This window comes from Leclercia sp. M-A074-M (assembly GCF_965195605.1).
In the GTDB taxonomy this organism is placed as follows: Bacteria; Pseudomonadota; Gammaproteobacteria; order Enterobacterales; family Enterobacteriaceae; genus Enterobacter.
In genome coordinates, this window is sequence record NZ_CBDAHM010000003.1 from 275,157 (window position 1) to 288,423 (window position 13,267).

Genomic DNA, 13,267 nt, shown 5'->3' on the forward strand with positions numbered 1-13,267 from the left:
CGCTTCTTTGGGCGGGTCGGTCTGGTAATTATTTGCAGGTGTGGCCGCAACCCCTCCCCTGACCAGGGCTAGAAAGTTGACTCCTTCATCCTTTTGATTACTTTGCTAATGATAAAGCAAACGATAACTATTATCAATTAAATTGTTAAAAGTTATGTCAAGAGAGCATACTGTGGAGAAATAAAAAACCCGCTCGGCTGAGCGGGTTAGAGAGAGGCGGTACGCTTATTTTTTAAAGCTATTCGGGAATTCCATTTCGCTGTAGCGCACAAACTTCGTTCCCTTCGCCAGCTTGTAGCCAAACCAGATGATCAGGAACAGCGGGATACCGATATAGGTGGCCGCAACGCCGCCCCAGTCGATGGTGTCGGCCAGGAAGGCTTCGTAGTTCTGGCCGAGGGTGATGATCAGACAGAGCACAAAGGCGAAGATCGGACCCAGCGGGAAGAAGCCGGAGCGGTATGGCAGGTTGTTAATATCGTAACCCTGCTTCACGTAGCCGCGACGGAAACGGTAATGGCTGATGGCGATGCCCAGCCAGGCGATGAAGCCCGTCATCCCGGAGGTATTCAGCAGCCACAGGTAGACGGTCTGGTTGCCGAACATCGAGGTCAGGAAGCACAGGCAGGCAATCACGGTGGTGGCATAGAGCGCGTTGCGCGGCACACCGCCCCGGGAGAGCTTCGCGAAAATACGCGGCGCTTTGCCATCGCAGGCCAGAGAGTAGAGCATACGGGTAGAGGCATACATCCCGGAATTACCCGCCGACAGCACCGCCGTCAGGATCACCGCGTTCATAACCGCTGCCGCAGAGAGCAGACCGGCATGCTGGAACACCAGGGTGAACGGGCTGACGCTGATATCTTTCACATCGTTACGCAGCAGGCTCGGATCGGTATATGGAATGATCAGGCTGATAATCAGGATGGCGAACACATAGAACAGCAGGATACGCCAGAAGACCTGACGCACCGCGCGCGGGATGTTCTTCTCCGGGTTTTCGGATTCACCGGCGGCAATGCCGATAAGCTCCGTCCCCTGGAAGGAGAAGCCGACAATCATCGCCACACCAATCATCGCCGATAATCCCCCCGCAAAGGGTGCATCGCCAACCGTCCAGTTGCTCCAGCCCGCAGGCTCGCTGCCCTGGAAGATACCGACGATCATCGCCAGGCCGACGATAATAAAGATGATCACGGTCGCCACTTTGATCAGGGAGAACCAGTATTCGGCCTCACCAAAGCCGCGCACGGAGATGTAATTGAGCAGGAAGATCACCGCCAGGAAGAGCGCGCTCCAGATCCAGCCCGGCGTGTCCGGGAACCACCATGTCATGACCAGCTGTGCCGCCACCAGGTCCACGGCGATGGTCACCGCCCAGTTGTACCAGTAGTTCCAGCCCAGCGCGAAGCCAAAGCCTTCTTCAACGTATTTCTGGCCGTAGGTAGAAAAAGAACCGGATACCGGCATGTACGCCGCCAGTTCACCCAGGCTGGTCATCAGGAAGTAGACCATCAGACCGATCAGGATATAGGAAAAGAGCGCGCCGCCAGGACCCGCTGCTGAAATCGTCGCGCCAGAGGCGACAAAAAGGCCTGTACCGATAGAGCCGCCAATGGCGATCATCGTCAGGTGACGCGCCTTGAGTTCGCGACGTAGCGCGGGCGCTTCTGTGGTTTTAGTTTCGGAAACCATGTGAAAATGCTGTCCATTCAAAAAATGAGGCGCGATTGTAGCAGACGATCGCCGGCTCTTCCGGCACAAATGCCCTGTTATAAGAGAGCTTCATGACCGGTCCAGGATTATAAGTAAAGCAGAGAATAGTATTGATGCGAGTAATGACTACCGGCGGACAAAACGCCGCCGGGCAGGATTACATTTCGCAGTAACGCAGAAAACGCTGGAGGGAATTAGAGAGGTGCTTCTGGCGGTGATGGATGCGCCACAGGGTGCGCACCAGCTTATTAGGCAACGGCACGGGGATCTCTACCAGCGTTCCGCTCTCCAGCTGTTCGGCAATCACCCGCCGCGACAGGCAGCTGATGCCAAGACCGTGGCGCACCGCATGTTTGATGGCCTCTGAATTGCCGAGCTCCATGCCCATATGGAACTGCGGCAGATGGGAGAGCAGCAGATAATCGACGATCTCACGCGTGCCTGAGCCCTGCTCGCGTAAAATCCACGGCGCCTGAGCCAGCCGCTCCAGGGTCACCTCCTGCTGTAATAAAGAAGAGGCCGGCGAGGCGAAGACCACCAGCTCATCCTCCAGCCAGGGCTCAGCAATAATGTCGGCGTTGTGGCATGGCCCTTCGATAAGGCCAATATCCACCCGAAAATCGATCACCGCGGTGATCACATCCTGGCTGTTGCCAACGCTCATCTCCAGCGGCAGGGTCGGGAAATCCCGGCGATAGCGGGCAATCACTTCAGGCAGGATATAGTTGCCAATGGTGCTGCTGGCGTAGACACGAATGGCGCCGTTATCCTCGCGAAAGAGCTGTTCAATTTCGACCGTTTGCTCCAGCAGCGCCAGCGCGCGCGGGTAGAGCAAACGTCCATGCTCGTTCACCACCAGCCGCTTCCCTACCCGGTCAAAGAGCTGAACCCCCAGCTGACCTTCAAGATCGGTTAACGCGGCGCTGACGGCGGACTGAGAGAGTGCCAGCATCTGAGAGGCCTGCGTAGTCGATCCGCTTTTCAGCACTTCGGCGAAGACTTCAAGCTGGCGTAAGGTAATGTGCATAGTCGCTATCCGGTAAGGTAAGCACCCTGCTTACCACTTATAAAGATTAATTATAAATATATAATCAATTTTATTTTTAAGCCAGCGCACCGTAACCTTTTAGCCAGAGAAAAGGAGACGGTTATGACAACACTCACCCTACAGCATCATCGTACCGTGTGGCACTACATCCCGGGCCTGGCGCTCAGCGCGCTGGTCACCGGTGTCGCATTATGGGGCGGCAGCATCCCGGCGGTTGCAGGCGCCGGATTCAGCGCCCTGACCCTGGCTATCCTGCTGGGGATGGTGGTCGGAAATACGGTTTATCCGAAGATTTACAAGCCGTGCGACAGCGGCGTCATCTTCGCCAAGCAGCACCTGCTGCGACTCGGGATCATCCTGTATGGCTTTCGTCTGACCTTCGCGCAGATTGCCGACGTCGGAGTAAGCGGTATTGCGATTGATATCTTAACCCTCTCGAGCACCTTTTTACTGGCCTGCTTTATCGGCCAGAAGGTGTTCGGGCTCGACAAACAGACCAGCTGGCTGATTGGTGCAGGCAGCAGCATCTGCGGCGCCGCGGCGGTGCTGGCCACCGAGCCGGTGGTAAAGGCCGAGTCCAGCAAGGTGACCGTGGCGGTGGCGACGGTGGTGATCTTCGGTACCCTGGCGATCTTCCTCTATCCGGCCATGTATCCGCTGGTAGCCCACTGGTTTAGCCCGGAAAACTACGGCATCTATATCGGCTCGACGATGCATGAGGTCGCCCAGGTGGTCGCGGCGGGTCACGCCATCAGCCCGGACGCAGAAAATGCCGCGGTGATCGCCAAAATGCTGCGGGTGATGATGCTGGCCCCGTTCCTGCTGATCCTGGCCGCAAGAGTGAAACAGCTTGCGCCAGCGGGCAACGGTGAGAAGAGCAAAATCACCATCCCCTGGTTCGCCATTCTGTTTATTGTGGTCGCGGTGTTTAACTCGTTCCATCTGCTGCCCAAACCGGTCGTGGATATGCTGGTGACGCTGGATACCATCCTGCTGGCAATGGCGATGGCGGCGCTGGGCTTAACCACCCACGTCAGCGCCCTGAAAAAAGCCGGAGCGAAACCGCTGCTGATGGCGCTGCTGCTCTTTGTCTGGCTGATTGTCGGCGGGGGCGCCATCAACCTGGCGGTGCATAGCCTGATGGCATAAACCGCTGTAGCCTTATCCTGTTAACCCGCTATCATATGCGTTTGCGGGTTAACAGGAGTCCCTTTATGAAATATGTTGGAGCGCATGTCAGCGCTGCCGGCGGTCTGGCAAATGCCGCTATTCGCGCCGCCGAAATCGAGGCGACCGCCTTCGCCCTGTTCACCAAAAATCAGCGCCAGTGGCGCGCCGTGCCGTTAACGACTCAGGTGATTGATGAGTTCAAAGCGGCCTGCGAAAAATACCATTTCTCCCCCGGCCAGATCCTGCCCCACGACAGTTTCCTGATTAACCTCGGTCACCCGGTACAGGAGGCGCTGGATAAATCCCGCGCGGCCTTCCTCGATGAGGTACAGCGCTGCGAGCAGCTCGGCCTGACGCTGTTGAACTTCCATCCCGGCAGCCATCTGTCGCAGATCGACGAAGATGCTTGTCTGGCGCGGATCGCCGAGTCGATCAACATCGTGCTGGCACAGACCCAGGGGGTGACGGCGGTGATTGAAAATACCGCCGGACAGGGCAGCAACCTCGGTTTCCGCTTTGAGCATCTGGCCGCCATCATCGATGCCGTGGAGGATAAATCCCGCATCGGCGTCTGCATCGATACCTGCCACGCCTTTGCCGCCGGTTACGACCTGCGCAGCGCGGAAGCGTGTGCAAAAACCTTCGCCGAGTTCGAGCGCGTCGTGGGCTTTGAGTACCTGCGCGGTATGCACCTCAACGACGCGAAAAGCACCTTTGGCAGCCGCGTTGACCGTCACCACAGCCTGGGTGAAGGCAACATCGGCCATGATGCGTTCCGCTTTATCATGCAGGATCCGCGTTTCGACAACATTCCGCTGGTGCTGGAAACCATCAACCCGGATATCTGGGCCGAGGAGATCGCCTGGCTGAAAGCGCAACAGCATGCCGAGGCGACCGCAGAATGATGAACGAAAGGGAAAAGCAGATCCTGAAGATCCTGCGGCGCAACCCCCTTATTCAGCAGCATGAGATCGCCCAGATCCTCGATATCAGCCGCTCCCGCGTCGCTGCGCACATTATGGACCTGATGCGCAAAGGAGCGATCAAGGGCAAAGGCTATATCCTCACCGAACAGGATTATTGCGTGGCGCTCGGCGCCATCAATATGGATATTCGCGGGGTGGCCGATATTCGTTTTCCTGAACCCTCCTCCCAGCCGGGAGCCATTCAGTGCGCGGCGGGCGGCGTGGCGCGTAACATCGCCCATAACCTCGCGCTGCTGGGGCGCGAGGTGCACCTGATCTCTGCCGTGGGCAGCGATTTTTATGGCGAAACCCTGCTGGAGCAGACCCGCCAGGCGGGCGTTAACGTGCAGAGCACCATCCGCCTGCACGGACAAAGCACCGCAACCTATCTGTCGATTGCCAGTCCGCAGGACGACACTGTGCTGGCGATCAATGATACCCATATCCTGCAGGGGCTGACGCCGCAGCTGCTGAATCACTCCCGGGAACTGCTGGCCCATGCGGGCGTCGTGCTGGCCGACTGTAACCTCACTACGGAAGCGCTGGAGTGGGTCTTTACCCTCGCCGGGGATGTGCCGGTGTTTGTCGACACGGTTTCAGAATTTAAAGCCGACAGGATCAAACCCTGGCTGTCGCGCATCCATACCCTGAAGCCGACGCTGAAGGAGCTGCAGATCCTGGCGGAGTGCGAGGATCGCAAGCGCGCCCTCGCCGCCCTGCATGAGAAAGGGGTGCAGCGGATTGTGGTCTGTCTGGAAGATGATTCGGTGCTCTGCAGCGAACAAGGCGCGGAGCCGCTTCTGCTGCCGCCGTTCACCCACCCGGTGGTTGACCGCTTTGGTGCCGATGACGCCTTTATGGCGGGGTTGATTTATGGCTTCCTCGACGGGAGCGATTTTACGGAAAGTGCCCGGTTCGCGGGTGGCTGCGCGGCGCTCTCCCGCGCCAGTGAAAGCATCAATAACCCGACGCTGTCGGTAGATAACGTCCTGTCGCTGCTGGAGAGCCAGCCGTAAACAGGCCGGGTAGTTGCCCTACCCGGCCTGCGTCACTAGCCTGCCAGACCAATAAAGAAGCCCGCAATGGTGGCGCTCATCAGGTTAGAGAGCGTGGCCGCCACCAGCGCCCGCACGCCCAACTGGGCAATCTCCGGGGCGCGCTGGGGCGATACCGCAGAAAAGGCGCCCACCACCACGCCAATCGAGCCGAAGTTGGCAAAGCCGCACAGAGCAAAAGAGATGATGGCGATGGTCTTCACATCCAGCTGACCGGCGGTTTGCAGATATGGCGAGAAGTTGAGATAGGCGACAAATTCGTTAATCGCCAGCTTCTGTCCAATCAGGCTGCCTGCGAGCGTGGCATCCTGCCATTCGACCCCCATGAGCCACGCCAGCGGTGCCAGGGCATAGCCAAACAGCCCCTCAAGGCTCAGGCTTTCAATACCCAACCAGCCGCCAATGCCGCCCAGCATACCGTTCAGCAGGGCGATGATCGCCACAAAGGCCATTACCACCGTCGCAACCCCGGCGGCGATTTTTAACCCGGTCATCGCCCCGGTCGCCGCGGCTTCGATAATGCTTTTCGGCGGCGTGTCGCTGAACGACAGGTTATCGAAGGTGACCTGTGACGCCTCCGTGGACGGGCTCAGCAGACGGGCAAACAAAATCCCGCCAGGAATGGCCATTAACGAGGCGGCGAGCAGGTAATCAATCGGCACTCCCATTCCGGCGTAGCCAATCAGCATCGAACCGGCAATGGACGCCATCCCGCTACAAATAGCGGTAAACAGCTCATTGCGGTTCAGCTTATCGACGAAGGGTTTCACGATCGCCGGGATCTCGTTCTGGCCGAGGAAGATGGTGGTCACCGCCACGAAGGATTCAATTTTACTGATACGCAACGCTTTCTGGAAAATGGAGCCCAGAATACGGATCAGCAGCCCCATCACCCCGATGTAGTAGAGCAGGCTTATCAGCGCGGTGACAAAGATAATGGCGGGCAGCACCCGGAAGGCAAAGACGAACCCGGCACCGTCAAACAGCGTATCCATTTTGGGGCCAACCAGCGCGCCAAAGATAAAAGCACTACCGGCATCGCTGTAGGACATTACCTTGCTCACCCCTATCGCGGCCTGTTCAACCAGCCATTTTCCTGGCGGGAAATAGAGCATGATGCCGCCAATTGCCACCTGCAAAATGAAAGCGGCGCCAACGGTACGCAGACTGATACGGCGTTTATTGACCGACAGGAGGAAGGCTATTGCTAACAGCACCGCCATACCCAGCAGACTTCTCATTACATCCATAATGATTTCCTTACCTGAAAACCCGGCGACTGGCCGGGTATCCGTGATTCCACTGTGAAGACAGGCGACGGCAAACTGCCTGTGAAAAGATTACGCGATGCGCTGGTACGCTTTCGCGATGTCGCAGGCCAGACGGGCGTTGTTAAAGACCAGCTGGATATTGGATTTCAGGCTGTCGCCACCGGTTAATTCCGCCACGCGGGCCAGCAGGAACGGCGTGCTGGCTTTGCCGGTCACACCCTGCTCTTCCGCTTCTTTCACCGCCTGATCGATCGCGGCGTTGATGGTCTCTTCAGGCATCGCAAACTGTTCCGGGATAGGATTCGCCACCACCAGGCCGCCGTTAAGGCCGGTCTGCCATTTCACCGCCATTGCGCGCGCGATGGCTTCAGCGCTGTCGAGACGGATGCTGACCTCAAACGGGCTGGTGCGACAGAAAAAGGCAGGCAGGGACTGGGTCTGATAGCCAATTAACGGTACACCGTTGGTTTCCAGATATTCGGTGGTTAACCCGAGGTCGAGAATAGATTTCGCCCCGGCGCAAACCACGGCGACATTGGTTTTCGCCAGCTCCTGTAAATCCGCAGAAATATCAAATGTGTGTTCCGCACCGCGGTGTACACCGCCAATTCCGCCGGTAGCAAAGACCTTAATCCCGGCCATTGCCGCAATAATCATGGTGGAGGCAACCGTGGTCGCGCCATTAATTCCTGCGGCAACCACAAAAGGTAAATCCCGGCGGCTGACTTTGGTCACCGCATGGCCTTCACGGCCTAACAGTTCAATTTCTTCTTTGCTGAGCCCCACTTTCATTACGCCACGAATAATGGCGATAGTGGCGGGAATAACCCCCTGCTGGCGGATCGCATCTTCAACTTCCAGCGCCGTCTGGGCATTTTGCGGGAAAGGCATGCCGTGAGAAATAATGGTGGATTCAAGGGCCACAACCGGCTTGTTATTATTTAAAGCGTCCTGAACCTCAGGAGAAATTTGCAGGAACTCAGCAGATAATTTTAATTCAGACATGTTCTCTCTCCATTAATGCGTTAACATTTTCAGCCGATAAGTCGGGGCTATTGGTATATACGGAAGCAAGCGCCAGCGACGAGCAGCCCTGGGCAAAACGAACGGAATGGGCAAATGTGGCCCCTTCCAGCCAGCAGAAGGCGAGCCCCGCCATCATCGCGTCCCCCGCGCCGGTGACATTGACAAGCCGGGTTTTAAACGGGGCTGACCAGCCGCTTTCGCCCCCTTTCTCGCTGTAATAAACGCCGTCGCCGCCCATGCTTAATACCAGCCGGAACAGGCCGTGCTGGTGAAACCAGGCCGCGACTTTCGGGGCATCCGCCGCGCAGGAGAGCGGAATGCCGCTCAGGGTTTCGGCTTCAATCCGGTTGGGCTTCAGCGTGTGGATATGGCCCAGCCAGTCGCGCACTTTGTTGCATTTCCAGGCCGAGACGGGGTCAACGAATACCGGTGCCTGGCCTGCATTTTCAAATATCCAGCCCAGCGCAGATTCACTGAGATTGCAGTCCACCACCACCGCGTTTGCCGCACGCAAAAAGGCCAGGTGGTGGGCCAGATAGTCCGGATTGATGTAGTCAGAAATAGCCATATCATTAATGGCTACCAGCATTTCGCCGGTATTATCCAGCAAGGATAAATAACTGGAGGTGCCTTCGCCTGCGATCACCTGACATTTTTCCACCTGTACGCCAGCGGCCTGGGTTTGTGATAGCAGCGACTGACCGTAAAAGTCATCGCCGACCGCCGAAAGTAGCCAGACATTTTTTCCCAGCAGCGCAAGGTTTTGCGCAATATTCCGCCCAACGCCGCCGGGGGTAAATTTAATTTTCCCTGGGTTAGAGTCCGCATAATTAAGCGAGGCGTGTGAATACCCCGCAACATCCATATTCGCAGAACCAATAACAGCAATATAATCCTTTTCACGCATAGAACATCCTCTGGCACGCCGGCCATCGCAATGATAATTAAGCGAGTGAGTGACTTTTAATTCTATTAGAGCACATGTTTATATATGAACACGTGTTTATAGTATGCGCAGTAAGGGTAAAGTAAAGCGGTGGCAAAAAGGGTGTGAAATGGTTATGAACAGAATCACAATTTTTTGTAGAGAGAGTTTTGCTGTCTACAAAAAACTGCGAACAGTAGCACGATAAAAAGCAAAAAAAGGGCAGAGTCGCCTCTGCCCTTTTCGGATGAAGAAAGATTATGCTGCTTTTGCGGCAACCGCTTCAGCTTCCGGGCGTTTCAGCACCGCGTAAGAGAGGCCCGCTACCAGGGTACCGGCGATAATCGCAAACAGGTAACCCAGCACTGGCGTAATGGCGCCCGGGATCAGCAGAACAAACAGACCGCCGTGCGGCGCCATCAGTTTTGCGCCAATCGCCATGGAGATGGCGCCGGTCACCGCGCCACCGACGATACAGCATGGCAGAACGCGCATTGGGTCACGGGCAGCGAACGGAATCGCCCCTTCGGTGATAAAGCACAGGCCCAGTACCAGCGCCGCTTTACCGCCTTCCTGCTGCGCCTTGTCGAACTTACGACGGGCAACGATAGTCGCCAGGCCCAGCGCCAGCGGCGGCACCATACCCGCCGCCATAATGGCAGCCATTGGCGCATAGGTCTGGGTACTCAGCAGACCAACACCGAAGGCGTAAGATGCTTTGTTCACCGGACCACCCATATCGGTACACATCATCGCACCGAGGATTGCACCCAGCAGGACCGCATTGGCGGTGCCCATGGTTTGCAGCCAGTGGGTCAGGCCTTCGAGGATACCCGCAACCGGTTTACCGATCAGGTAGATCATCGCCAGGCCAACCACCAGGCTGGAGATCAGCGGAATGATCAGGATCGGTTTCAGGGCTTCCATACTCTGCGGCAGTTTCAGCTTCGAGCTAATCAGCTTCGCCATGTAGCCTGCGAGGAAGCCCGCGATGATCCCGCCGATAAAGCCAGAGCCGGTGCTCACAGCCAGCATACCGCCGATCAGACCTGGAGTCAGACCCGGACGGTCAGCAATAGAGAACGCAATGTAACCCGCCAGGACCGGCACCATCAGCGCGAACGCCGAGCCGCCGCCAATCTGCATCAGCGCCGCCGCCAGGGTACCCGGCTCTTTAAAGGCTTCGATACCAAAGGCGAAGGAGAGCGCGATACAGAGACCGCCCGCCACCACCATCGGCAGCATATAGGAGACGCCCGTCAGCAGGTGACGATACGCGCCAGCGGACTCTTTTTTGCCTTCAGAAGCCGCAGCCGCGGTGTTGCCGGCAGGCTGGAACGGTTTCGCTTCGGCCTGGGCTTTATCCAGCTCTTGCGCGGTTTTCTTCAGCGCCAGACCGGTGGAGGTGCGGTACATCGGCTTACCGGCAAACTTCGCCAGATCCACTTCGATATCTGCCGCCACAATCACCAGATCCGCAGCCGCCACCTCTTCCGGGGTGATCGCATTACCTGCGCCCACGGAGCCGCGGGTTTCAACTTTTACCCACCAGCCGCGTTTTTTGGCTTCAGTTTCAATGGCTTCAGCCGCCATAAAGGTGTGCGCTACGCCGGTTGGGCAGGCGGTAACCGCCACCACGCGTTTCGGACCCGCAGCAACAGCCGTCTCCGCCGCTGCGACAGGTGCGGTATAGAGTGCCGCATGGCCTTTCGCTTCGCTCAGGAACAGTTCCGGGTGTGCAACGGCGCGGTTGATATCGCCCAGCCACACTTTTTTGCCGTTCAGCGAACTGTCGGCGGGGATTTTGTCGCCGAGAACGATAACCAGTTCGGCATCGCCCGGGTTGTCGATGAAATCAAGGTGTGCTTTATGTCCCGCCGAACCGAGCAGGGTTTTCGCCATATAGGCGCGCGCCTGTCCGAGTGCAGAGTCAATAATCAGCAGCGTTTTCATTATGCCTCTCCTGCTGTCAGTTAAAGGGTTTTAAGTCAACGCGCGCCATCATCGCGGCCAACTGGGTACGATCGGTAATACCGACATTGCTCTGGCTGACGGCCAGGGCTGCAACGGCGGTGGCAAGACGTAAAGTATGTTCACTGGATTCGCGCATCAGCAGGCCATAAATCAGCCCGCCAACCATCGAGTCGCCGGCACCGACGGTGCTGACCACTTCCATCGACGGCGGTTTCGCGATCCATTCGCCGGAGGCGTTAACCCACAGCGCGCCCTCTGCCCCCAGAGAGATGACCACATGAGCGATACCCTGCTCACGCAGCGCATGGGCGGCTTCAATCACATCCTTTAATTCTGGCAGCTTACGGCCTGCCCAGATCTCAAGTTCGCGACGATTAGGTTTCACCAGCCACGGTGCGGCTTTCAGACCGGCCACCAGCGCATCGCGGCTGCTGTCAAAGATGATGCACGGGCACTGGCTGCGCAGACGCGTCATCCAGTCGGTAAAGGCTTCCGGGCTGACACCGGACGGCAGACTGCCGCTGACGCAGACCATGTCGAACTGACCCAGCCAGCTCAGGGAGTCATTCACAAAACGTTCCCAGTCGGCCTGGGTCACTTCAAAACCGGAGAAGTTCAGATCGGTGACTTCGCCATCTTTCTCGGTCAGCTTCACGTTGATGCGGGTACGCCCCTGCACCACCTGGAAACGGTTGGCGATCCCCAGCTCGCTGAACAGCTGCTGGAAACCATCCTGGTTATCTTTGCCGAGGAAACCGCCGACGGTGACGTCGATACCCAGATCCTTCAGCACTTTGGCAACGTTAATCCCTTTACCTGCCGCGTGCAGGCCAGTGGTACGCACGAGGTTGACTTCGCCGCGTTCAATTTCCGGGCAAAAGCCCACGAGGTCGTAAGCCGGGTTCAGCGTAATAGTGGCAACACGTCTGCTCATTATGCGCCCTCCCCCAGACCCGCCGCGATGGCTTCGCCAATCGCTTTCAGTGCCTGTTCAGCATCCGCACCCTGCGCGGTGAAGCGCAGGCGATGCCCTTTCTTCACGCCCAGCGCCACGACTTTCATCAGGCTACGGCCGTTGGCCGGTTTACCGCTGCCGTCGAGGTTGGTGACGGTCACGTCGCTGTTGAACTGCTTAATGGTATTGACCAGCATGGTGCCAGGACGGGCATGCAGGCCATGTTCGTTGCGCACGACAAACTCGGCGCTCAGCAGTTCATCGGTGTTCACATCATCGCTGGTCAGCAGCGCCAGCAGGGTCGCAGCATCCGCTTTCAGCAGTTGTTCAGCTTTTTTGTTCAGCAGCAGATCGCTAAGGCGCTTCAGCACCTCAACCGGCTGTTCATCGGCCATGGCGACGGTCACCAGCATCGCCGTGGTTTCGCCGGCGGTATCGAATGCGGTTGTTGCACGGCTGACGGCGATAGCGCTGCGCAGGTTGCCTTCAGCACAGTCGTTCAGCCAGACGCCCTGACCGAGATTCAGCGGTTTATCGTTAATGGCGTGGGCCACGAAGGCGGTATCCACCGCACCGGCCTCTTTCAGGCGACCGGCGTTCAGCGCCTGCAGGGTCACCAGATCGGAGGCGGCTACGTCGAGCGTCAGCGTCTCGTTATCCAGCTTCAGGGCTTCGCTCTGCTTTTCACCCATCAGCAGGGCGCGCAGCTCTTCGGCGGTGGTGGCGGATTTCAGCTGTTCAGCCACGGCGTCGTCGCTCAGGACGTGCGTCAGCTGACGCAGCAGACCGAGGTGTTCGTCGCTGCTGGCGGCAATGCCGATGGCAACATAGGCTACCTGGCCTTCACCCCAGAGCACGCCCTGCGGGAACTGATAGACCTGAACGCCGGTTTTCAGCACTTGATCGCGGGTATCGGTGGTGCCATGCGGAATGGCGATGCCATTGCCTAGGAAAGTAGAGGTCTGCTGCTCACGCGCCAGCATGCCGTCAACGTAGCCGTTAGCGACATTGCCCGCCTCTACCAGCGCGGCGGCGATCTGCCGGATAGCCTCTTCTTTAGTGCCGGCCTGTTCGCCGGGATGAATGTCCTGCACGGATAACTGGAACATGGTTCTCCACTCCTGCTGAAATTGAATCGTTTCAGCTTAAATGTGAAAAAAGG

At 57.6% G+C, this 13,267-nt stretch carries 11 protein-coding genes; 3 read left to right on the top strand and 8 right to left on the bottom strand.

The features are described from left to right. Positions 1 to 225: 225 nt before the first annotated feature. Both ACOKCT_RS08010 and yieE read right to left on the bottom strand, forming a co-directional pair. Entirely contained in the window at positions 226 to 1,695 is a 1,470-nt protein-coding gene (locus ACOKCT_RS08010; protein ID WP_103180338.1) for an amino acid permease, read from the bottom strand. A gap of 178 nt (positions 1,696 to 1,873) precedes the next feature. Continuing rightward, on the bottom strand, positions 1,874 to 2,743 hold the full coding sequence (gene yieE / locus ACOKCT_RS08015; protein ID WP_103180339.1) for a DNA-binding transcriptional regulator YeiE: 870 nt from the start codon (positions 2,741 to 2,743) through the stop codon (positions 1,874 to 1,876). A 123-nt stretch (positions 2,744 to 2,866) separates the two neighbouring features. Here yieE and ACOKCT_RS08020 point away from each other — a divergent pair, with 123 nt between their 5' ends. The 3 genes from ACOKCT_RS08020 (at position 2,867) to ACOKCT_RS08030 (ending at position 5,915) form a co-directional block, all read left to right on the top strand. Beyond that, on the top strand, positions 2,867 to 3,913 hold the full coding sequence (locus ACOKCT_RS08020) for a YeiH family protein (protein ID WP_103180341.1): 1,047 nt from the start codon (positions 2,867 to 2,869) through the stop codon (positions 3,911 to 3,913). 65 nt (positions 3,914 to 3,978) lie between these two features. Continuing rightward, a complete protein-coding gene (nfo, locus tag ACOKCT_RS08025; protein WP_420193349.1) occupies positions 3,979 to 4,839 on the top strand; it encodes a deoxyribonuclease IV in 861 nt (286 codons plus the stop codon). Further along, the gene (locus ACOKCT_RS08030; RefSeq protein WP_159339665.1) at positions 4,839 to 5,915 is read left to right on the top strand and encodes a sugar kinase; all 1,077 of its coding nucleotides are present in this window, start codon (positions 4,839 to 4,841) and stop codon (positions 5,913 to 5,915) included. Before nfo ends, ACOKCT_RS08030 begins: the two co-directional genes overlap by 1 nt. Before the next feature lie 35 nt (positions 5,916 to 5,950). Here the strand turns inward: ACOKCT_RS08030 and ACOKCT_RS08035 are convergent, their stop codons facing one another. The 6 genes from ACOKCT_RS08035 to fruB all read right to left on the bottom strand — a co-directional run bounded on the left by ACOKCT_RS08035 (position 5,951) and on the right by fruB (position 13,214). After that, positions 5,951 to 7,204 (bottom strand): NupC/NupG family nucleoside CNT transporter, encoded by a 1,254-nt coding sequence (locus ACOKCT_RS08035; RefSeq protein ID WP_103180345.1) that lies wholly within the window; start codon positions 7,202 to 7,204, stop codon positions 5,951 to 5,953. Between the two features lie 90 nt (positions 7,205 to 7,294). Next, positions 7,295 to 8,230 carry a pseudouridine-5'-phosphate glycosidase gene (locus ACOKCT_RS08040; protein WP_180210013.1) on the bottom strand — a complete coding sequence of 312 codons (936 nt, stop codon included), beginning with the start codon at positions 8,228 to 8,230 and terminating at the stop codon, positions 7,295 to 7,297. Beyond that, positions 8,223 to 9,158, bottom strand: a complete 936-nt coding sequence (locus tag ACOKCT_RS08045) for a pseudouridine kinase (protein WP_159339595.1) — start codon at positions 9,156 to 9,158, stop codon at positions 8,223 to 8,225. The genes ACOKCT_RS08040 and ACOKCT_RS08045 overlap by 8 nt, the downstream gene beginning before the upstream one ends. A 276-nt stretch (positions 9,159 to 9,434) precedes the next feature. Then, positions 9,435 to 11,129, bottom strand: coding sequence for a PTS fructose transporter subunit IIBC (fruA, locus tag ACOKCT_RS08050; RefSeq protein WP_263950405.1), 1,695 nt, complete (start codon positions 11,127 to 11,129; stop codon positions 9,435 to 9,437). A 16-nt stretch (positions 11,130 to 11,145) separates the two neighbouring features. Next, the gene (fruK, locus tag ACOKCT_RS08055; RefSeq protein WP_103180352.1) at positions 11,146 to 12,084 is read right to left on the bottom strand and encodes a 1-phosphofructokinase; all 939 of its coding nucleotides are present in this window, start codon (positions 12,082 to 12,084) and stop codon (positions 11,146 to 11,148) included. Further along, the gene (gene fruB, locus ACOKCT_RS08060) at positions 12,084 to 13,214 is read right to left on the bottom strand and encodes a fused PTS fructose transporter subunit IIA/HPr protein (protein WP_420193350.1); all 1,131 of its coding nucleotides are present in this window, start codon (positions 13,212 to 13,214) and stop codon (positions 12,084 to 12,086) included. The genes fruK and fruB overlap by 1 nt, the downstream gene beginning before the upstream one ends. Positions 13,215 to 13,267: the final 53 nt, after the last annotated feature.